Origin of the sequence: Pseudoduganella sp. OTU4001, assembly GCF_038440195.1 — a bacterium.
In the GTDB taxonomy this organism is placed as follows: Bacteria; Pseudomonadota; Gammaproteobacteria; order Burkholderiales; family Burkholderiaceae_D; genus Rugamonas.
Genome location: NZ_JASATG010000014.1, coordinates 21,280 through 40,553, shown reverse-complemented (window position 1 = coordinate 40,553; position 19,274 = coordinate 21,280). Strand labels below are relative to the sequence as shown.

Genomic DNA, 19,274 nt, shown 5'->3' with positions numbered 1-19,274 from the left:
ATGAGTGCGCAAATGATGGCTGCTGCGCCGGCCGCGGCGGAAGAGGGCGACCTGCTGGACCGGATCGTCGAAGAAAGCAAGGTGGCCAAGTCCAGCAGCGAGCATGAACGCGCCCGCGACATCATCGGCGAACTGGCGCGCCAGGTGATGCAGGGCACGGTGCAAATGTCGCACAACCTGTCGGCCACGATTGATGCCCGCGTGGCGGAGCTGGACCGCCTGATCTCCGACCAACTGAGCGCCATCATGCATACGCCGGCCTTCCAGAAGCTGGAGCAGAGCTGGACCGGGCTGCATTACCTGGTGTGCAGCACGGCGACCGGGCCGTCGCTGAAAGTCCGTCTGCTGAACGCCACCAAGCGCGAGCTGGTGCGCGACTTCCAGAGCGCGCTGGAGTTCGACCAGAGTACGATCTTCAAGAAGGTCTACGAGGAGGAATTCGGCACCTTCGGCGGTTCGCCCTACGCGGCGCTGCTGGGCGACTTCGAGATCTCCCGCCAGCCGGAGGATATCTACTTCATCGAGCAGATGTCGCACGTGGCGGCGGCCGCCCACGCGCCGTTCATCAGTGCGGCTTCTCCCGAGCTGTTTGGCCTGGAAAGCTACGGCGAGCTTGGCAAGCCGCGCGACCTGGCAAAAGTCTTCGATACCGTGGAATACGCCAAATGGAAGGCCTTCCGCGAGTCGGAAGATGCGCGCTATGTCGGGCTGACCTTGCCGCGCTTCCTGGGCCGCCTGCCGTTCAATCCCGTCGACGGCACCACGGTTGAAGGCTTCAACTTTGTCGAGGACGTGGATGGCCGCGACCACCACAAATACCTGTGGTGCAATGCCGCCTATGCCTTTGGCGCCCGCCTGACCAAGGCGCACGAGGAATTCGGATGGTGCGCCGCGATCCGGGGCGTGGAAGGCGGCGGCCTGGTGGACGACCTGCCGACGCACACCTTCAAGACCGACGAAGGCGAGGTGGCGCTGAAATGCCCGACCGAGGTGGCGATTACCGACCGCCGCGAGAAGGAGCTGAGCGATCTTGGCTTCATCTCGCTGGTGCACTGCAAGAACACTGCTTATGCAGCCTTCTTCGGCGCGCAATCGGCGCAGAAGGCGCGCCGCTACAGTTCGGAGGCGGCCAACGCCAATGCCGTGCTGTCCTCGCAGCTGCAATACATCTTCGCCGTTTCGCGCATCGCCCACTATATGAAGGCCATGATGCGCGACAAGATCGGCAGCTTTGCCGCCGCTTCGAACGTGGAAGACTTCCTGAACCGCTGGCTGATGAAGTACGTTCTGCTGGACGATAACGCCAGCCAGGTGCAGAAGGCGCAGTTCCCGCTGCGCGAAGCCTCGGTGCAGGTCAGCGAGGTTCCCGGCCGGCCCGGCGTGTTCCGCGCCGTCAGCTTCCTGCGCCCCCATTTCCAGCTAGACGAGCTGACCGTTTCCCTTCGCCTCGTGGCGGAACTGCCGCAAACCACCAACTACTGAAAAGGAGTATTGCGATGGCAATTGACGTATATCTGCATATCGACGGCATCAAGGGCGAGTCGGCCGATGACCGTCACAAAGACTGGATCGAATGCAAATCGGTCAGCTGGGGCGTGGAGCAGCCGCGGTCCGCCACTTCTTCCACCGGCGGCGGCCATACGGCCGAGCGTTGCGAGCACCGCGATATTGTGATCACCAAACTGGCCGACCTGGCCTCGCCTATCCTGCTGCAGACTTGCGCCGCAGGCCGCACCATCCCCAAGGCCAAGCTGGAGTTCATGCGCGCCGATGCGCAGGGCGAGCGGGTCAAGTACTTCGAGATCGAACTGGATAACGTCCTGATCGGCGCGGTGTCGCCGTCGGTGAATGAGGGCGACATCCTGACCGAAGAGGTGGGCTTCAAGTTCTCCAAGGTGCGCTGGAAATACACCCAGCAGCGCATTACCGGCGGCATCGGCGGCAATACGTCGGGCGGCTGGGATCTGGCGGCGAACCGGATCGTGTGATTTTGGAGGGAGTTGCGGCTGCGGCGTGCGAGCGTTGCAGCCGCTTTTTTCATTGGAGATGCGGAATGGACGGTTGCCGGCCTGGATTGCTTGACCGCCTGCTGGGGTGCCAGCCGCGCGGGCGTTTCCTGTCGCAGGAGCAGTTGAAGGAGAGCGTGGCGCGCGACCTGGAGGTGCTGCTCAACACGCGTACGGCGCTGCCGCAGGAAATGCTGCGCAATTATCCGGAATGCGCGCGTTCGGTCCTGAATTTCGGGCTGGCGGATTTTGCGGGGCTATCGCATAGCAGCAGCCAGGACCGCGCGCGTATCTGCGCCAGCGTGCGGCAGGCTGTGGAACGGCACGAGCCGCGCCTGCGCAATGTCCAGGTCTCGCTGGCGCAGCAGGCCGGCATCGTCAACCGCATCGACATCGTTATCGTCGGCGTGCTGCAGGCGCATGGCGCACAGGAAGCGGTCAGCTTCAGCGCGGCCCTGCAACCGTCATCGCTGCACTATTCCATCAAGCGCGGAGCCATCGCATGAGTATTCAATTGAAAACACTGATCGGAAAATTGAACGGCGCCTGTCGTAGCGCCGCCACCCGCGCTGCCAACATCGCCATCGGCATGGGCCATGGCGAAGTCGATGTGGAGCATCTGCTGCTTGCCTTGCTGGAGCAGCCGGACTGCGACGTGCTTGCCATTGCCCGGCGTTGCGATATCAGCCCGACGGCGCTGGAGGCGGACCTGCGGCGCGAGCTCGCCGGCATGGTGCCGGCCGCCGCGCGGGTGCCTGTGTTTGCGCGCCGCCTGCAACTGATGCTGGAGCATGCCTGGCTGATTGCCTCGCTGGCATTACCGCAGCCGGACCAGGTGCGCAGCGCCCACCTGCTCCTGGCAGTGCTCACTGAGTCGGAACTATCGCAACAGGCGGCGCGGATTTCCCGCCTGTTTGCGCGCTTCCCCGTGGATGGGCTGAAGCACCGCATGGAAAAATATGTGGCGGGATCGGCGGAAGACGCGCTCTGCGCCGGAGCTGCGCTGCCAGAAGCGGCGGCCACCATACCGGCGGCTTCCCCTGCGCTGGCGCAATACACCGTTAACCTGTGCCAGCTGGCGCGCGATGGCAAGCTCGATCCGGTCATCGGGCGCTCGGCGGAAGTGCGCCAGCTGATGGATATCCTGCTGCGGCGCCGCCAGAACAACCCGATCCTGACCGGCGAGGCGGGCGTCGGCAAGACCGCCGTGGTGGAGGGGCTGGCGCTGCGTATCGCCGCTGGCGACGTGCCGCCGCCGCTGGCCAATGTGGCGATCCATGCCCTGGACCTGGCGTTGCTGCAGGCCGGGGCCAGCGTGCGCGGAGAGTTCGAGGCGCGCCTGAAAAATGTGATCGATGAAGTGCGCCGCAGTCCGCACCCGATTGTGCTGTTCATCGACGAGGCCCACAGCATGATCGGTGCAGGCGGGACGGCAGGGCAGGGCGATGCCGCCAACCTGCTGAAGCCGGCCCTGGCGCGCGGCGAGCTGCGTACCATCGCCGCGACCACCTGGAGCGAGTACAAGCGCTACTTTGAGAAGGATGCCGCGCTGGCGCGCCGCTTCCAGGTGGTCAAGGTCGAAGAACCGGATGAGGAAACGGCGGCCGCCATGCTGCGCGCCATGGTGCCTTTGATGGAAACGCATTTCGGTGTGCATGTGCGCGATGACGCCGTGACAGCTGCGGTGCGCTTATCGCACCGCTACATCAACAGCCGCCAGTTGCCAGACAAAGCGGTCGGCGTGCTGGATACTGCCTGTGCGCGCGTGGCGCTGGGCCAGTGCGCAGCGCCCGCCATGCTGGAAGACGCAGCCTGCCAGATCGCGCGCCTGTCGTCGCGGATTGCCGCGCTAAAGCGCGATGCCGCCAATGGCGTGCAGAATGCATCGCCGCAGCTGTCGGCGCTGCGCGATGAACGCGGCAGCCTGCAGGCCTGGCATGCCGAACTGGCGGCACGCCACGAGCAGGAACGTGCGCTGTGCGGACGGGTCGCCGCGCTGCGCCAGCAGGGCGAATCCGGCGCCGCAGCCGCTTTGCAACAGGATCTGGCGGCCATCCAGCGCGAAGCGCCGATGGTGCCGCTAGAGGTGGACCAGCACGTCGTGGCCAGCGTGGTGGCGGCATGGACCGGCATCCCGGTCGGCCGCATGCTGCGCGATGAAATTCGTACGGTGCAGCAGCTCAAGCCCGCGCTGGAGTCGCGCGTGCTGGGGCAGCAGCAAGCGGTGGAAGCCATCGTGCAGCGCATGCGCACGGCCCGCGCCGGACTGGATGATCCACGCAAGCCCAAGGGCGTGTTCCTGCTGACTGGCCCGTCCGGCGTCGGCAAGACCGAGACTGCGCTGGCCTTGGCGGACCTGCTGTATGGTGGTGAGCGCAAGCTTGTGACCATCAATATGAGCGAGTACCAGGAACCGCACAGCGTGGCCGGACTGAAAGGCTCTCCGCCCGGCTACGTGGGCTACGGGGAAGGCGGGGTGCTGACCGAGGCCGTGCGGCGCTGCCCATACTGCGTGGTGCTGCTGGACGAAGCGGATAAAGCGCATCCGGACGTGCTGGAGCTGTTCTACCAGGTATTCGACCGTGGCACGCTGGAGGATTCCGAAGGCCAGCTGGTCGACTTCAGCAACACCGTCATCATCCTCACTTCCAACCTGGGTTCCGGCGCCATCATGCAGGCTTGCCTGGGCCGCGACAAGGGCATGCTGCCGGCGCCGGACGAACTGGATGCGCTATTGCGCCCCCAGCTCGTGCGCCACTTCAAGCCTGCGTTCCTGGGGCGCTTGCAGGTCGTGCCGTACTATCCGATTTCGGACGATGCGCTGGCGCAGGTCATTGCGCTGAAACTGGGACGCATCGGCCAGCGCATCAGCGAGAACCACCACGCCGAATTCTGCTGGGACGAGGCGCTGGTGCAGGCGGTGCTGGCGCGCTGCACCGAGACCGATTCCGGTGCACGCAATATCGACAATATCCTGCATGGCAGCCTGTTGCCCGGCGTGGCCGATGCGCTGCTGGCGCGCATGGCCGAAGGCGCGCCGGTCGTCAAGGTCAAGGCCGGTGTGACACGCCAGGGCCAGTTCCGGATTACCTTGAAATAGGAGGGCATATGTTCACCAATGAGGATTTGCTGGTGCCGGTCAGCGATAGCCAACCGTGCGGCGAGGATGTTTCGTTCGATGCGTGCATGGACGCCATCGCTGCGGCGCGGCGGCATGACGACCCGTCGCTGGTGCAGGGCGAGTGGGACACGCCGCTGCACAGTGCTGACTGGCCGCTGGTGGCGAACCGCTGCGCCGAGCTGCTGCGCGCGCGCAGCAAGGACCTGCGGCTGGCGGTCTGGCTGGCGGAGGCCCGGGCCCACATCCACCATCTGCGCGGGCTGGGCGAGGGGTTCATGCTGCTGGCGGGCCTGTGCGAGCGGTATTGGGAGCAGGTATATCCGTTGCCGGAGGATGGCGAATACGAACTCCGCACCGGCAATCTGGCGTGGTTGCTGGGCCGTACGGCGGCCTTGGTGGCTTCGATGCCGCCGGCCCCCATGCAGGATGCCCGGTTTTGCATGGAGGCTTTACAGGCCTTGCAGGCGGCGGTGGATGCGCGGCTGGGCGCCGATGGCCCTTCGTTCGGCGCGGCGCGTGACGCCGTGCAGCGGGCGGTGGAGACGGCCGTCGGCGACACGGACGGTGGTGCGGGTGCCGAGGTGGCCGACTGCGCGTGGCCGGGCGGTGACGCCGGCGGCGCCATGGCGGCGGTCCGGCCACAGCCGCCGCACTCGCGCGAGCAGGCCCTGGCCCAGCTTCGCCTGGTGGCCGAATTCTTCCGCCGCACCGAGCCGCACAGCCCTGTTGCCTATCTGGCCGACAAGGCCGCCAGCTGGGGCGAGCTGCCCTTGCACGAATGGCTGCGCGCCGTGGTGAAAGACCCCGCCCAGTTGGCGCAGCTGGACGAGCTGCTGGGCGCCCCCACGCAAGCTTGACCGCTGGTGTATGATCCGCGGCATGAACACCCTGCTGCGGCGCCCGATGTGCGCCACCTGCCTGCGCCCCGCCGCCACCTGCATCTGCCACTGGGTGGCGCCGGTAGCCAGCGCAGTCGACATCCTGATCCTGCAACACCCGATGGAAGTTGCCAATGCCAAGGGCAGTGCGCGCCTGCTGCATCTATGCCTGCCTGGCAGCCGGATCGAAAGCGGCGAGCAATTTGGAGAAGCGGCGCTGCGCACCATGCTGGGCCGCAATGGCCGCCAGCCCGTGCTGCTGTATCCGGACACGCCGGGCGACCGCTCGCTCGGCATCGCCCCGCCGCCGCAATGCGACCCAGGGCTGGCGCCGGAGAATGTACAGCTGGTGGTGCTGGACGCCACCTGGCGCAAGAGCCGCAAGATGCTCTACCTGAACCCGTTGCTGCAGGCCTTGCCGCGCCTGCCGCTGCGCGACACACCGCCCTCGCACTACCTGATCCGCAAAGCACATGCGCCCGACCAGCTATCGACGCTGGAGGCAAGCTGCTACGCGCTGGCGCAGCTGGAAGGGGATGAACATCGCTACGACCGCGTGATCGCGGCATTCGACGGCTTCGTGGCGCAGCAGCAGGCGCTGGCCACGCGCGGCGGCCAGCCTAGCTGAGAAGCTTCAGGCCCGGCGGCAAGGCCTCGCCCAGCATGCGCTGTTCGCTGGCCTGGTCCAGCTGCACCACGTCGCGCACCATGGCTGGCCAGCTTGGCGGGGCGCCGGCCGCTTCCAGACGGCGCACTACTTCTGCGCGCAAGTTGTCGTTGATGTCGCGCGAACGGTCGCCGGTCATGCGTGCCAGGTGGGCGGCGGCAAAGCCGGCCGGCTCCACCTTGCGCCAATCGAGCTGCATGACAGCCTGCAGCCACTGTTCGACCGTTCCGACCGGCGCCACATCATGCGCGCTGCCGTGGAACGGGCGGCGTGCGCCGACCCGGCCCAGCGCCCACAGGTAATTTTTTTGAGAAGCCTTGGGCAGTTCGCCCACCATCCAGTTGCCTATTTCGGCCTTGTAAGCAGAGGGGATGCGTTCCAGCGAGGCGCCCAGGCGCAGCATGTCTTCTTCGCTGCCGTTGACCAGGGTGACGGGACGGCGTCCGCGCTCGCTGGCATCGGCCTGCAGGTTGAAGGCGAAATCGTCCAGCAGGCGCAGTTGCGCCGCTGGCGGCAGTCCACCCGAAACGCGGCGCCACAGTGTCCACCATTCGGCGCAGACCTGGCTGTCCTTGTGGTTTTGGACGCCGGTTTCGAAGATTGCCCACAGCTGCTCGATGCGCCATTCGTCCAGCGTGTGGCCGAAGCCTGGGCGCAGGCAGTAGCCGGCGAGGTTCATCCAGGTGCGTTCGTGCTCGGGAGAGCGGCGGCGGCCTTTGGCGCGTTCCATCAGTGCGTCGAACAGGCGGCGCAGCAACGGGGTGGCCCAGCGTTCGCGGCTGCCCAGCAGGTGTTCGAGCTGGCTGCGCAGCTGGCGCACTTCCTTGACGTCGACTTGCTGGGCGCGGCTACCGAAGATACGGTCGATTTTCTCCAGCGCGTCGGGTAGACGGGCCGGAAGGGGCGCGTCGTCGCCCTCGGTGGCGCCTGCATCGGCGGCGTCGTCGCTGCCATGCTCGCGCAACTGGAATTCCAGCTGCCAGCGCTGGCCGTTGGCTTCGCAATGGACTTCCAATGTGCCTACTTCGGTCAGCGAGGCTGCCAGCTGCACGGTGATTTCCTTGCGCGCGCTGGCGTCGTTGCTGTCGCGCAGTACGGTGGCGATGGCGGGCAGCGGTGTGAGTTCGTCCGGCGCCAGGTCGGCCACTTCACCGGCTTGGGGCAGGGTGGCGTCGGCCAGCGTGGTGGCGATGTGGAAGCGTACCGGGCGGCCCAGGCGCAGTGCGAAGCTGCGTTCGGCCAGGCGCACTTCCTGTCCACTGGCGGTGCCGCGTGGCAGCAGGCAGACGGCGCGGCGCGATACGCCGGGGGCGCGTGCGCTGTCCAGCAGCAGCCAGTAGCTGCGCGGGGAGCCGCCGGCGATGGTGGGGGCCAGGCCTTGTTTTCCCAGGGCGCAAGCGACGCCGCCGCGTGCGACGGCGACGTCCGGGTCGTCGTTGTGCAGGACGCGTACCGGCTGGCCGCGCCAGGCCGACAGCGTTGCCTGCAGCCGTTCGGCCAGCTTGGCGGCGCGGAATACGCCGCCGTTCAGCAGCAGGGTGTCCGGCACGGGCAGGCTGCCATCGTCGGGCTGGCCCAGTGCTGCGCGCGCGGCAGCGGCGTGCTGGCGCAGGAAGCTGGCCAGGTGGCGTGTGATGGCCGGGTCGCTGGCGTAGGGCAGGCCGAATTCGACGATGCCGCCGCGTTTTGATTGCGCCGGCTGTTGCGATTCGTTGAGGGGGAAGAAGCCATCCAGCACGATGCGTTCGACGTCGGCGCGCGCCAGGGTCGCCGAACGGCTGCCGCCGATCAGGCGCGAACCAGCGCCTAGCAAGGTGACGCTGACTTGCTCGGGCGCGTCCTGCGCCAGCAAGGCCTCCTTCGCCGCCCGGCAGCGCTCCGTCAGCTGCGCCAGCCGCGCCGCCGACAGCCTGGCGGGCGCCGAGCCGCCAGCGCCAGTCGCGCCGGCCGCATCGCGCGTGCCGCCCTGGCTGCCGCCTGCGAGGCGCTGTTCGGCCAGGTGGGCCAGCGCCAGGTCCATATTGTCGCCGCCGAGGATCAGGTGGTTGCCGACGCCGATGCGGGTCAGCACCGGCTCGCCGTCTGCCAACTCCACTTTGACCAGCGTGAAGTCAGTCGTACCGCCACCGACGTCGGCGACCAGCACCAGGCGCGCGTCGGCCAGGTCCTGCGCCAATGATGCGCGATGCCGGTACAGCCAGTCGTACAAAGCCGCCTGCGGCTCTTCCAGCAGCCGCAGGGAAGGCAGTCCGGCCATGCGCGCCGCTTCCAGCGTGAGGGCGCGCGCGCCTTCGTCGAAGGATGCGGGAATGGTCAGTACCAGCTGTTGCTGTTCCAGCGGTGCCGAAGGGAAGCGCGTATTCCATGCAGAACGCAGGTGCGCCAGATAACTGGCGCTGGCTGCTACCGGGGAAATGCGCGCAACGTCGTCCGCCGCGCCCCAGGGCAGGATCGGCGCCAGCCGGTCAACACCGGTATGGGAAAGCCAGCTCTTGGCGCTGGAGACCAAGCGGCCCGGCACCTGCCCGCCAAGCTGGCGCGCCAGGCGCCCGACAACAGCACCTGCAGGCGCGTCGTCCACAACAGGCTCGGGCCACGGCAAAGCCAGGTCGCCCGCCGCGATTTCGCCTTCGGCGGGATGATAGCGGGAGGAGGGCAGCAGCTTGGCGCCGCCAACCTCTCCAGGCGCGGTAAGCTGCTCGACCTCGAACAACTCCACCGCCCCACCCGGCGCCGCATAAGCCAGCACCGAATTGGTGGTGCCCAGGTCGATGCTGACCAGGTACTGCGTCATTGGCCTTCGCCGGCGCCGCGCACGTCGAATTCGACCTTCCAGCGCTGGCCATCCTGCGCCACCGCCAGCAGTTCCAGCGTGCCCGACTCGCTGGCGTAAGCATGCAGGCGCACCTGCACCACTTCGCCGACGGAGCGGCCTTCCGGCGACAGCGTCGCCTGGATCTCGTTCAGCTCCACCAGCTCGTCCGGGCCCCAGAAATCAAGCACGGCGCCGATCTGGTCCTGACGGCGCACGGAAGAACCAAAGAAGCGGAAGTGCACCGGCTCACCCACCACCAGGCCGAATTCCTGGCCTGGCAATTCCAGCTCGCTGCCTTCCTCCATGCCGAACGGCGCCACGCACAGCGCCTGGATCGGCGGTTCCATGCCCGGGATGGCCGGCATCGACGATTCGACCGCAACGTAGTAGGAACGCGCCGTACCGCCGCGAATCCGCACGCCTGCGCCGCGCCGCACATAGCTGTAATAGGCCGCGCCACGGGCGACAGCCAGGTCCAGGTCCGCGCCGCCCAGCATACGCGCCGGTTCCGCGCCTTCCATATACAGCCAGTCGTTGATGGTTTCCATCACACGGTTGGCCAGCAGCTCCGACTTGAACACACCGCCGTTGAACAGCACCGCGCTCGGATGCAGGAAGCTGTGCTCCGCATTCACACGGCCGGCAAAGCCTTCCAGTTCCGCCGTCGCACCCACCTGGCGCGCCAGGAAGGCTGCCAGGTGCTTGGTGATTGCCGCATCCTGCGCGTATGGCAGGCCAAGCTGGGTCAGGCCGGCACGGGTACGCACGGCAGGACGGGCGCCTGCTTCCACTTTCGGGAAGAAGCCGTCGGTGATGAAGGTCGAGACTTCAGCGCGGGTCAGTTCGGTGCGGATCGAACCGCCGATCAGTTTCGAGCCACGGCTCGGTACCACGATCGGCCAGCTCTCAGCCTGCGCATTGGCCAGCAGGTTTTCCTTGGCCGCACGGCAGCCGTAGGTCAGCGCGCGCATCTGCCACGCGTCGAGCTGGGTGCCGTTGGCGGCCAGCTTGCGCGCCACCAGGTGGGCCAGCGCCAGGTCCATGTTGTCGCCGCCCAGCAGGATATGGTCGCCCACCGCCACGCGGTGCGGTTCCAGCACGCCGTCGCGCTCCAGGATGGCGATCAGCGAGAAGTCGCTGGTGCCGCCGCCCACGTCCACCACCAGGATGATGTCGCCCGGCTTCACTTCCTTGCGCCAGCGGCCGTCGCTGTTCTGGATCCAGCTGTAAAGCGCCGACTGCGGCTCTTCCAGCAGGGTGACGTTGTCGTAGCCCGCCGCGCGTGCCGCCTCGGCGGTCAGTTCGCGCGCGGCCGGATCGAACGAGGCCGGGATGGTGACCGTCACCGCCTGCTGGTTGAAGGGCGCCTCCGGATGGGCGTTGTCCCAGGCGGCGCGCAGGTGTTTCAGGTAGCGGGTCGAGGCTTCCAGCGGCGACACGCGGGTCACTTCTTCCGGCGCGTCATGCGGCAGGATGCCGGCGCGGCGGTCCACGCCAGGGTGGCACAGCCAGCTCTTGGCGCTCGACACCAGGCGGATCGGCGTGGTGGCGCCACGGTTGCGCGCCATTTCACCTGCGACGGCAGGCTGGCCTTCAGCCGTTGCCCAGGGCAGGGACAGTTCTCCCGCCGCCAGTTCATCCGGATGTGGCAGGTAGAGGAAGCTTGGCAGCAGCGGCAGTTCTTCCACCGTGCCCGGTGCGGTCAGCTGCGGGATGCCCAGCACGCCGTGTTTGGTCTTCTCGCCATCGCTGCCGGCCAGTTCAACGTAGGACAGCGCGCTGTGGGTAGTGCCAAGGTCGATGCCGATGGCGTAACGCGGGTCGCTCACAGTTCCACCTCGGCCGGTGCCAGCACCTTGGCGTCATGCGCTTCGGCCAGTTTCGGCAGGCTTACGCTGGAGGCGCGCCAGCCGCGGTGGCTCAGGGTGCCGGTGAACGGCGCCTTGCCGACCACGTTGCCGGTCAGGCGCACGGCGGCGGCGTCGAAGCCTTCCGGCAGGGTGACACGGCTGCCTTCGGCTTCGCTGCGGATGGCGTCGATGCTGAAGTGCTCGCGCAGCACTTTGGCGCAGCCTTCATGCACCACGCGGGCCGCGGCGCCGATATCGGCGTCCGAATAGCCGGACAGGTTTTCCTGCGTGAAGTCGATCAGGCGCGCTTCGCGCTGGAACAGCGACAGCAGCTGCAGCGCTGCGTCCGGGGTGGCTTCGCGCAGTGGCGCGGGGGCCGGGGCGGGTGCCGCAACTGGCGCCGGCGCCGGTGCGGCCACCGGGCCGATGCCGTCGTCGCGCACGCGCGCGGCGAATTCTGCATCGCCCAGGGTCTTGAAGAAGGCGCCAATGGCGAGGGAAATCCTGCTTCCGAAGGAAGGCAGATTGGTAGATTTGCTCATTTATTGCTCTTTGAGTGTCGGGGGTATCCCGGAGAAGTGCGCATGATACCAGCTTGGCTTGCAGGCGAGGCACAGCGGGTTTAGAATACTGTATAAATACACAGTATTATGGTATTGGGGCGCCTCATGCAGGACCATGACTCAGAGGGGCAGGTGATGCTGCCGCCGCAATCGCGCAAGGCTCAAAAAGGGCGCGGAGCGGTATCAAACATGCAAGGCAGGTATGAGATACAGGCGCGCGAAGCGTTCGATGACGGCTGGGCGCCCGATCCGGACGATGCCGATGCCGAAAAGCTGCCACCACGTACTATCGTCACCGAGGAAACCGCCAAGACCATCCTCACCCGCAACAAGTCGCCTGATATTCCGTTTAACGTCTCGCTGAATCCCTATCGCGGCTGCGAGCATGGCTGCATCTACTGCTTTGCCCGGCCATCGCACAGCTACCTCGGCCTGTCGCCGGGGCTGGATTTCGAGACCAAGCTGTTTGCCAAGGTCAATGCACCTGAGTTGCTGCGCGCCGAGCTGTCCAAATCCGGCTACGTGCCCGAGTCGCTGGCCCTGGGCGTGAATACAGACGCCTACCAGCCCTGCGAACGCGACTACCAGCTGACGCGCCGCGTGCTGCAGGTGCTGTCCGAGTGCAATCACCCGGTCGGGCTGATCACCAAATCGTCCCTGATCGAGCGCGACATCGACATTCTCGCGCCGATGGCCGAACGCAACCTGGCCGCCGCTTCGATCACCATCACCACACTGGACAGCAAGATCTCGCGCACGCTCGAGCCGCGTGCTGCCGCACCGGCACGCCGCCTGCGCACGATTGAAACGCTGGCCAAGGCCGGCATACCGGTCGGCGTCAGCATCGCCCCCATCATCCCCTTCGTCACCGAACCCGATATCGAAAAGGTCATGGCCGCCGCGCGCGACGCCGGCGCCATCATGGCGACTTTTGTGGTGCTGCGCCTGCCATGGGAAGTCAGCCCGCTATTCAAGGAATGGCTCGAAGCGCACTTCCCCGACCGCGCCGCGCGCGTGATGAACCGCGTACGCGATATGCGCGGCGGCAAGGAATACGAAGCCGAGTTCGGTTCGCGCATGCGCGGCGAAGGCGTGTGGGCCGACCTGATCCAGCAGCGCATCGACAAAGGCATCACCCGCTACGGCTTCCTCGGCCGCCACAGCAAGTTCCGCTCCCTCGACTGTACCCAGTTCAAGCGCCCCGAACACATCCCACCCTCCGGCGCCCGCGCCCGCGCCGCCGCCACAGCGGGGCAAATGGATCTGTTCTGACCCAGGAGGCCATCATGGGCTGGTTTCTCGTAAACATTGTCGTCCCTCTGCTGGCGCCGGTTTTTATTCTTTGTCTGCTTAGACCGTTACCGTTGCCAGCGCCGGCGCGAACGTCGTTGAAATGGATTACTCCGGTAAAGGATGGCCAGTTATGTTGGGTTGCGATTACATTTTGTGCTTCTGCGCTGCATGAATACGGTACCGCAGCTAGCCAGTTTGTCGCGCCTCCCGCAGCGCTCTTGCAAGTTTCAAACGGTCTTGCGAATGTTTGCTTGGTGATGAGCAGTATCGTCGCAGCCGGTGGCGCACTCTATCCAACTTCGGCCGAGAAGCAAATGGGTGTCAGTTGGGTGCGTCATTTCTCTTGCTTTTGTGTGTCGCTATTCTTTGCGCTTGCATCGGCATTTTTATATGCGATTATTCACTTCGGAATGTCGTAAAACATGGAGGTTTTATGTTTACAAGGTTTATCCATTACCACTTTCGAGACAATGATGCGGCAAGGAATTCAATGTTGGTTTTGGCATGTGCAGTAGGTGCGTTAGGTTCAGCGCTAGTGCTGATTCGGACGCTTTTTATGCATTGAAGTGTGTAGAAATGTATGCCTCGATCGCGTGGACGTGTTCGTCATGGTGGCCCATCTCGCGCAGCGCGGCGGCGAGGCTGAGCAGGTATTCGGCGTTGGGGCCGCTAGGCCCGGCGGCGGAGGCGATGTGGCGCGCGATTTCTTCGACGGACGCTTCGCCGAGCCAGGCGGCGTTGCCGGCCGCTGCGATGTAGATCAGGCCTTCCTCGACGCCGCCGGATTCGAAGTGGATGTCGATCGCCACGCGCAGGTAGCCGTTCTTTTCGCGGTGGTCGAGGTGGGCGAATTCTTCCGGCGTGACGAGGTAGGCCATGCCGTGGCAGACGGCGCCTTCCGCCGGCACCAGCGTGGCCACACGGCCCGGCGCCTCGGGCGTGCCGCGATGGTCGTGCGATCCCTGCCAGAAGCGGCGCGACCAGCCGAAAATATGCGCGGGACGGCGCTCGACGAAGGGGAAGTCCGCCTTGTAAATTAGCGAGCCGTAACCGAACAGCCACACCTGGTGGTGGCCGTCGAACTTGTCCATAGCCTGGTTGGCTTCAATCGTATTGTGCGACATGCCGCAAATTATAGGGAATACTCGGCGAGCACGCTGATGAAGCGTTCCGCCGCCGGCGAGGGCGTACGGGAAGTCTTGGTGTAGATGAAGAATTTGCGCTTGAGTTCAGGCTCGACCAGCGGCCGCATTTCCAGCCCGTACAAGCGCACCATCGGCTCGGCGTAGGGCAGGCAGGCGGTGATGCCCAGCCCCGCCGCCACCATGGCCAGCGCAGTGGTCATGAAAGTCACCTCGTTATACGGCGCCAGCGTGGTCATGTCGCGCAGCAGGCGCTCGGTGAACTGGCCTTGCAGGGCGATGAAGGAGTGCTGGTTGACTTCCGACCAGGCGACACGGCGCCGCGCAGACAGCGCGTGGCCGGGCGGGAACACCACCACGAACGGCATTTCGAACAGCAACTGCGCATCCACCTCGGCAGTCACGTCGCGCTCGGGCCCAATGCCGACATCGACCTCGCCACTCACCACGCGCGCTGCCACGTTGTCGACCGGGCAGTCAACCAGCTGCACCTGCACGTCAGGATACGAAGCGCGGAAGCTGCCGATCACCTGCGGCAGCAGGGTGCACGCCATCATCTGTGGCGCCGCCACCCGCACGATGCCTTTCTTCAGCGCCTTGCGGCTGGCGATATCCGCCATCGCCCCGTCCAGGTCCTGCAGCATTTTGTCGAACAGCGGATACAGCTCGCGTCCCACTTCGGACAGCTGCACGCGCCGCGTATTGCGCTCCACAACTTTCACGCCCAGCAGTTGTTCCAGTTCCTTGATCTGGCCGGAGAGGGCGGACTGGGTCACATGCAGCAGGTCGGCGGCGGAGGTAAAGCTGCCGGTGCGCGCCACGGCCACCAGGGCGCGCATTTGGCGTATGGTTGGATTCATCAGAAAAATTAATAAATCAACGTGAAAATATCGTTTGTATGATAGCTGAAACAGGGGTTTAATGGCGGAATAGCAAAGGAGCCCCGCCATGAAAATCAAGCAAATCCACCACGTTGCCTACCGCTGCAAGGATGCCAAGGAAACCGTCGAGTGGTACGTCAAGCACCTGAACATGAACTTCGTGCTGGCCATCGCCGAAGACGAAGTGCCATCGACCAAGGCGCCGGACCCGTATATGCACGTGTTCCTGGACGCCGGGCAGGGCAACATCCTGGCCTTCTTCGAGCTGCCAACCCAGAAGGAAATGGGCCGCGACGAAAACACCCCGGCCTGGGTACAGCACCTGGCGCTGGAAGTGGCATCGATGGATGAGCTGCTGGCCGCCAAGGAGCGCCTGGTCGCCGCCGGCATCGAAGTGCTGGGCCCGGTCAACCACACCATCTTCAAGTCGATCTACTTCTTCGATCCGAACGGCCACCGCCTGGAACTGGCGGCCAACACCGGCACGCCGGAAATGATGCAAAAGCTGGACGAAGTGAAGTGGGAAATGCTGGAAGAATGGTCTAAAACGAAAAAAGCGCCCAAGCACGCCGCCTGGATGCACGCGCCACAGAATTAAGAAAGAACAGAATGAAACTCGCCTCCCTGAAAGACGGCAGCCGTGACGGCCGCCTGGTCGTCGTCAGCCGCGACCTGAAATCCTGCCAGCCGGTCCCGAACATCGCCGCCACCATGCAGGATGCGCTGGACAACTGGGATACCGCTGCGCCGCAACTGAAACAGATCTACGCCCTGCTGAACCAGGGTAGCGCATCCGGCGCCAAGCCTTTCGACGAAAGCATGTGCCACTCGCCGCTGCCGCGCGCCTACCAATGGGCCGACGGTTCCGCCTACATCAACCACGTTGAGCTGGTGCGCAAGGCGCGCAATGCCGAAGTGCCAGAGTCCTTCTATACCGACCCGTTGATGTACCAGGGCGGTTCGGACAGCTTCGTCGGCCCGCGCGACGCCATTTTCGCGCTGGACGAAGCCTGGGGCATCGACCTGGAAGCGGAGGTCGCCGTCATCACCGGCGACGTGAAGATGGGCGCCAGCGACGAGGAAGCCGGCAAGGCGATCCGCCTGGTCATGCTGGTCAACGACGTTTCGCTGCGCAACCTGATCCCGAATGAACTGGCAAAGGGCTTCGGCTTCTTCAACTCCAAGCCGGCCAGCGCCTTCTCGCCGGTCGCCGTCACGCCGGATGAACTGGGCAAGGACTGGCAGGACAACAAGCTGCGCCTGCCGCTGCTGGTGCAGATCAACCGCCAGCCTTTCGGCAAGCCCAATGCCGGCGAAGACATGACCTTCAGTTTCGCCCAGCTAGTGGCGCACGCCGCCAAGACGCGCGAGCTGTGCGCCGGCACCATCATCGGTTCCGGCACTGTGTCGAACAAGCAGGGCAGCCTGCATGGCTCCAGCATCGCCAACGGCGGCGTAGGCTACTGCTGCCTGGCGGAAGTACGCATGTACGAAACCATCGAAAGCGGCAAGCCGCAGACCGGCTTCCTGCAGTTCGGCGACACCGTGCGCATCGAGATGCATGATGCGCAAGGCAGGACCATCTTCGGCGCCATCGACCAGACGGTGCGCAACTACGAGGAACGGGCATGAAGCTGTTTACCTACTTCCGCAGTTCGGCCGCCTACCGCGTCCGCATTGCGCTGAACCTGAAAGGCCTGGCGTACGACTCGGTGCCGGTGCACCTGCTGCGCGACGGCGGCGAGCAGCTGGCGCCCAAGTACCGCGACGTGAATCCGGCCGGCCTGGTGCCGGCGCTGGAGGACAACGGTATCGTGCTGACGCAGTCGCTGGCGATTATCGAGTACCTGGAAGAGGTGCACCCGCTGGTGCCGCTGCTGCCGCAGGACGCGGTGGGCCGCGCCCGCGTGCGCGCGCTGGCGCAAACCATCGCCTGCGACACCCATCCGATCATGAACCTGCGCGTGCTGAAGTACCTCAAAGGCCCGATGGGCCTGAGCGAAGAGCAGAAATCCGAGTGGTACCGCCACTGGATGGCGGAAGGCATGACGGCGCTGGAAGCGCATCTGGAGCGCGACGGCGACATGGGCCGCTTTAGCTACGGCGATACTCCAACCATCGCCGATTGCTGCCTGGTGCCGCAGGTATTCAATGCCCAGCGGTTCGAGATCGACCTGGCGCCGTACCCGAACGTGGCGCGCATTGCGGCCAATTGCACCGACCTGCCGGCTTTCAAGGCCGCGCATCCTTCCGTCCAGCCCGACACCGAGTAATCAGAACTGGACGACGCGGTTGCGTCCTTCCTTCTTGGCGCGGTACAGGGCTTTATCGGCCCGTACCAGCAGGGAGGAGGGCGTATCCGGCGTGCCATGCGGATCGGCCGCCGCCACGCCGATGCTGATGGTCAGTTCAACCTCCATGCCGCCCTCTGCGGGAATGCGCAGCTGGGCCGCTTGCGCACGCAGCCGCTCGGCCGCGTGCATGGCCACGGCGATGTGGGTCTCGGGCATCAGCAGCACGAACTCTTCGCCGCCGAAGCGCGACACCGCGTCGACCGCCCGCATATGGGCTGTCAGCAGCGTCGCCGTCTGGATGATGGCCTGGTCGCCCACTTCGTGGCCATAGGTGTCGTTGATGCGCTTGAAATGGTCGATGTCGACCATGAGCAGCGACAGCGGATGGTGGAAGCGCCGCGCGCGTTCCAGCTCCTGCGCGATCTGCTCCGTCATCTTGCGCCGGTTGGCGATGCCGGTCAGCGGGTCGGTGGTCGCCAGCTCTTCCAGCTTGCGGTTGGCCTGCAGCAGTTCCAGCGTGCGCTGCAGGATGCGGTCTTCCAGGCTGCTGCGTTCAAGCGCCAGCTCATTCATGGTGCGGCGGCGCGAGCGCAGCGACAGCACCAGCGCGGTAATCAGCAAGCCCTCGATCACGATCATGGCGCCGGCAGATACGATCTGCCAGCGATACAGCTCCCACACATTGTGCGGCCGGTTCAGCATCACCGCATCCTGCGGGATATTGCGCAGGCCGGCGCGGTGCGCGGTGGGGAAGTCGAAATAGTAGCCCTGCACCTGCGGAGTCATGGCCGGCTGGCCAAGCAGCAGGCGCGCCATCATGCGGCCCACGGCCTCGCCGCTCACCACATAGCCGCCCACCACGCCGGGCATCACCAGCGATTCGGAATGGGTGAAGATGGGCGCCCTGGTTGCGCTGGCGATCTGCAACGCCAGTTCGCGAGGCTGCACGCGCGTGGGGCCTTCACCGCGCAGCGATGCCAGCATGAAAATGGCGCTGTTGCGGTCCAGCTTTGAGGCGCGCTCGCGCAGTTCCTCCACGCTGCCGTCATCCCAGATCTCAAAGCGGATTTTTGGGAAGTGCGCCGTGGCGCTGCGCACGCGATCGAGCCACAGCTTGCCGCGAGAGGTGGTGTCGCCAACCACGGCGATGTGGCGTACGTTTGCCGCCACCATCGGGATCACGCCCAGAGCGCGCACGAAATCCGAAGTGACCTCGTAGCCGATGCCGTCGCGCGGCATCCATTGGTCGCGGCCATGGTTGACGTAGTGGCGCGGCACACCAGGAAACAGTTCGGGATGGCTGGCCAGGAAGCGCGAAGCGACGAAGTTTTCGGTGACGATGGCGTCGAACTTCACATCGGCGTATTTGGTTTCCAGATAGGGCGCCATGCCTTCCACGGATTTTTCCTCGCCCACGCGGTTGGCGTCGAAGCGCTCTTCGAAAATGGCCGGCGTGGCGCCCTGGCTGCTGCGTCCCAGTTCATCGTACAGGCCCTTGTGCACCAAGCGCTGCCAGGCCGAGGACGAATCCGCACCGAGCGAGTACAGCACCAGTACGCGCCGCTCTTCCGCTGCCGCATGGCCGCAAGCGCAGGCCAGCCAAAAGGCGGCAGCCAGGCGCATCAGGGTAAGGCGGGGGAAGTGGGAAGCCATCAGATTCCAAAAAAAGAGGTGCGAATTTTCCGCCCGGAAAGTTTAGCACGTTCGTTCATTGATGTATTTTCATAAAAGCAATCTTAGTGGCATTTTCGCAACGAAACTGGC

The 19,274-nt window shown here is 65.3% G+C and carries 17 protein-coding genes; 11 read left to right on the top strand and 6 right to left on the bottom strand.

What is annotated here, in order from left to right:
- The 6 genes from tssC to AAHE99_RS14435 all read left to right on the top strand — a co-directional run bounded on the left by tssC (nucleotide 1) and on the right by AAHE99_RS14435 (nucleotide 6,633).
- The gene (tssC, locus tag AAHE99_RS14460) at nucleotides 1-1,482 is read left to right on the top strand and encodes a type VI secretion system contractile sheath large subunit (RefSeq protein WP_342118053.1); all 1,482 of its coding nucleotides are present in this window, start codon (nucleotides 1-3) and stop codon (nucleotides 1,480-1,482) included.
- Between the two features lie 14 nt (nucleotides 1,483-1,496).
- Complete coding sequence (locus AAHE99_RS14455; protein ID WP_342118052.1) at nucleotides 1,497-1,988, top strand: Hcp family type VI secretion system effector; 492 nt, start codon at nucleotides 1,497-1,499, stop codon at nucleotides 1,986-1,988.
- 65 nt (nucleotides 1,989-2,053) lie between these two features.
- Nucleotides 2,054-2,512, top strand: a complete 459-nt coding sequence (gene tssE, locus AAHE99_RS14450; RefSeq protein ID WP_342118051.1) for a type VI secretion system baseplate subunit TssE — start codon at nucleotides 2,054-2,056, stop codon at nucleotides 2,510-2,512.
- Nucleotides 2,509-5,106 (top strand): type VI secretion system ATPase TssH, encoded by a 2,598-nt coding sequence (gene tssH / locus AAHE99_RS14445; protein WP_342118050.1) that lies wholly within the window; start codon nucleotides 2,509-2,511, stop codon nucleotides 5,104-5,106. Before tssE ends, tssH begins: the two co-directional genes overlap by 4 nt.
- 8 nt (nucleotides 5,107-5,114) lie before the next feature.
- A complete protein-coding gene (gene tssA / locus AAHE99_RS14440) occupies nucleotides 5,115-5,984 on the top strand; it encodes a type VI secretion system protein TssA (RefSeq protein WP_342118049.1) in 870 nt (289 codons plus the stop codon).
- 22 nt (nucleotides 5,985-6,006) lie between these two features.
- Nucleotides 6,007-6,633, top strand: coding sequence for a tRNA-uridine aminocarboxypropyltransferase (locus AAHE99_RS14435; protein ID WP_342118048.1), 627 nt, complete (start codon nucleotides 6,007-6,009; stop codon nucleotides 6,631-6,633).
- On the opposite strand, the gene AAHE99_RS14430 is transcribed toward AAHE99_RS14435, so the two are convergent.
- Genes AAHE99_RS14430 through AAHE99_RS14420 form a run of 3 tightly spaced genes read right to left on the bottom strand, consistent with a single transcriptional unit; the run spans nucleotide 6,626 to nucleotide 11,879 of the window.
- Nucleotides 6,626-9,466, bottom strand: a complete 2,841-nt coding sequence (locus tag AAHE99_RS14430) for an Hsp70 family protein (RefSeq protein WP_342118047.1) — start codon at nucleotides 9,464-9,466, stop codon at nucleotides 6,626-6,628. The two genes, AAHE99_RS14435 and AAHE99_RS14430, sit on opposite strands and share 8 nt — an antisense overlap.
- Complete coding sequence (locus tag AAHE99_RS14425) at nucleotides 9,463-11,316, bottom strand: Hsp70 family protein (protein WP_342118046.1); 1,854 nt, start codon at nucleotides 11,314-11,316, stop codon at nucleotides 9,463-9,465. Before AAHE99_RS14425 ends, AAHE99_RS14430 begins: the two co-directional genes overlap by 4 nt.
- A complete protein-coding gene (locus tag AAHE99_RS14420) occupies nucleotides 11,313-11,879 on the bottom strand; it encodes a DUF2760 domain-containing protein (RefSeq protein ID WP_342118045.1) in 567 nt (188 codons plus the stop codon). Before AAHE99_RS14420 ends, AAHE99_RS14425 begins: the two co-directional genes overlap by 4 nt.
- A 126-nt stretch (nucleotides 11,880-12,005) precedes the next feature.
- On the opposite strand from AAHE99_RS14420, the gene AAHE99_RS14415 reads away from it, so the two are divergent.
- Complete coding sequence (locus AAHE99_RS14415; protein ID WP_446728928.1) at nucleotides 12,006-13,172, top strand: PA0069 family radical SAM protein; 1,167 nt, start codon at nucleotides 12,006-12,008, stop codon at nucleotides 13,170-13,172.
- Between the two features lie 14 nt (nucleotides 13,173-13,186).
- Entirely contained in the window at nucleotides 13,187-13,612 is a 426-nt protein-coding gene (locus AAHE99_RS14410; protein WP_342118044.1) for a hypothetical protein, read from the top strand.
- A gap of 135 nt (nucleotides 13,613-13,747) precedes the next feature.
- Here the strand turns inward: AAHE99_RS14410 and AAHE99_RS14405 are convergent, their stop codons facing one another.
- Both AAHE99_RS14405 and AAHE99_RS14400 read right to left on the bottom strand, forming a co-directional pair.
- Entirely contained in the window at nucleotides 13,748-14,317 is a 570-nt protein-coding gene (locus AAHE99_RS14405) for a gamma-glutamylcyclotransferase (protein WP_342118043.1), read from the bottom strand.
- Between the two features lie 8 nt (nucleotides 14,318-14,325).
- Nucleotides 14,326-15,195, bottom strand: coding sequence for a LysR family transcriptional regulator (locus AAHE99_RS14400; RefSeq protein ID WP_342118042.1), 870 nt, complete (start codon nucleotides 15,193-15,195; stop codon nucleotides 14,326-14,328).
- A gap of 88 nt (nucleotides 15,196-15,283) precedes the next feature.
- Here AAHE99_RS14400 and AAHE99_RS14395 point away from each other — a divergent pair, with 88 nt between their 5' ends.
- The 3 genes from AAHE99_RS14395 to maiA are packed head-to-tail and all read left to right on the top strand — an operon-like array spanning nucleotide 15,284 to nucleotide 17,489.
- Nucleotides 15,284-15,814, top strand: coding sequence for a VOC family protein (locus AAHE99_RS14395; protein ID WP_342118041.1), 531 nt, complete (start codon nucleotides 15,284-15,286; stop codon nucleotides 15,812-15,814).
- 11 nt (nucleotides 15,815-15,825) lie between these two features.
- Nucleotides 15,826-16,848, top strand: coding sequence for a fumarylacetoacetate hydrolase family protein (locus AAHE99_RS14390; protein WP_342118040.1), 1,023 nt, complete (start codon nucleotides 15,826-15,828; stop codon nucleotides 16,846-16,848).
- Nucleotides 16,845-17,489, top strand: coding sequence for a maleylacetoacetate isomerase (maiA, locus tag AAHE99_RS14385; protein ID WP_342118039.1), 645 nt, complete (start codon nucleotides 16,845-16,847; stop codon nucleotides 17,487-17,489). Before AAHE99_RS14390 ends, maiA begins: the two co-directional genes overlap by 4 nt.
- Here the strand turns inward: maiA and AAHE99_RS14380 are convergent, their stop codons facing one another.
- Nucleotides 17,490-19,163 (bottom strand): GGDEF domain-containing protein, encoded by a 1,674-nt coding sequence (locus AAHE99_RS14380; protein ID WP_342118038.1) that lies wholly within the window; start codon nucleotides 19,161-19,163, stop codon nucleotides 17,490-17,492. It abuts the gene before it with no gap.
- Nucleotides 19,164-19,274: the final 111 nt, after the last annotated feature.

Bases quoted from the DNA above. Each gene is read 5' to 3' on its own strand.
- tssC (WP_342118053.1), top strand. From the start codon at position 1: ATGAGTGCGCAAATGATGGCTGCTGCGCCGGCCGCGGCGGAAGAGGGC.
- AAHE99_RS14455 (WP_342118052.1), top strand. From the start codon at position 1,497: ATGGCAATTGACGTATATCTGCATATCGACGGCATCAAGGGCGAGTCG.
- tssE (WP_342118051.1), top strand. From the start codon at position 2,054: ATGGACGGTTGCCGGCCTGGATTGCTTGACCGCCTGCTGGGGTGCCAG.
- tssH (WP_342118050.1), top strand. From the start codon at position 2,509: ATGAGTATTCAATTGAAAACACTGATCGGAAAATTGAACGGCGCCTGT.
- tssA (WP_342118049.1), top strand. From the start codon at position 5,115: ATGTTCACCAATGAGGATTTGCTGGTGCCGGTCAGCGATAGCCAACCG.
- AAHE99_RS14435 (WP_342118048.1), top strand. From the start codon at position 6,007: ATGAACACCCTGCTGCGGCGCCCGATGTGCGCCACCTGCCTGCGCCCC.
- AAHE99_RS14430 (WP_342118047.1), bottom strand. From the start codon at position 9,466: ATGACGCAGTACCTGGTCAGCATCGACCTGGGCACCACCAATTCGGTG.
- AAHE99_RS14420 (WP_342118045.1), bottom strand. From the start codon at position 11,879: ATGAGCAAATCTACCAATCTGCCTTCCTTCGGAAGCAGGATTTCCCTC.
- AAHE99_RS14415 (WP_446728928.1), top strand. From the start codon at position 12,006: ATGCAGGACCATGACTCAGAGGGGCAGGTGATGCTGCCGCCGCAATCG.
- AAHE99_RS14410 (WP_342118044.1), top strand. From the start codon at position 13,187: ATGGGCTGGTTTCTCGTAAACATTGTCGTCCCTCTGCTGGCGCCGGTT.
- AAHE99_RS14405 (WP_342118043.1), bottom strand. From the start codon at position 14,317: ATGTCGCACAATACGATTGAAGCCAACCAGGCTATGGACAAGTTCGAC.
- AAHE99_RS14400 (WP_342118042.1), bottom strand. From the start codon at position 15,195: ATGAATCCAACCATACGCCAAATGCGCGCCCTGGTGGCCGTGGCGCGC.
- AAHE99_RS14395 (WP_342118041.1), top strand. From the start codon at position 15,284: ATGAAAATCAAGCAAATCCACCACGTTGCCTACCGCTGCAAGGATGCC.
- AAHE99_RS14390 (WP_342118040.1), top strand. From the start codon at position 15,826: ATGAAACTCGCCTCCCTGAAAGACGGCAGCCGTGACGGCCGCCTGGTC.
- maiA (WP_342118039.1), top strand. From the start codon at position 16,845: ATGAAGCTGTTTACCTACTTCCGCAGTTCGGCCGCCTACCGCGTCCGC.
- AAHE99_RS14380 (WP_342118038.1), bottom strand. From the start codon at position 19,163: ATGGCTTCCCACTTCCCCCGCCTTACCCTGATGCGCCTGGCTGCCGCC.